A 211-nucleotide genomic window follows, 5' to 3' on the forward strand; every position below is an offset into this window, starting at 1 on the left:
TTGACGCGGCGCGCGCGCAGAACGCTGACCAGCACCAGCGCAGCAATCAGCACCAAAGACACGGCATAAGATGACAGAACCGCACCCGCGTATTTCCCAAGATCAGGTATCATGCGGTTCGCTCCTGAGCCAAAAGAGCCCGCGCCCGGCGCGCTCGGATTTCTGTTTGCGTGCGCAAGAACACCAGCGCCACAAACAAGAGGACAAAGGC

At 59.7% G+C, this 211-nt stretch carries 1 protein-coding gene; it reads right to left on the bottom strand.

Going from position 1 to position 211, the window contains the following annotated elements; translation table 11 throughout:
- The coding region (gene ccmD / locus AC6RA4_RS20620) for a heme exporter protein CcmD (protein WP_500163552.1) at nucleotides 1-113 on the bottom strand (113 nt) is incomplete at its 3' end.
- Between the last annotated feature and the right edge of the window lie 98 nt (nucleotides 114-211).

The sequence above is a fragment of the Salipiger sp. genome (genome assembly GCF_059781815.1).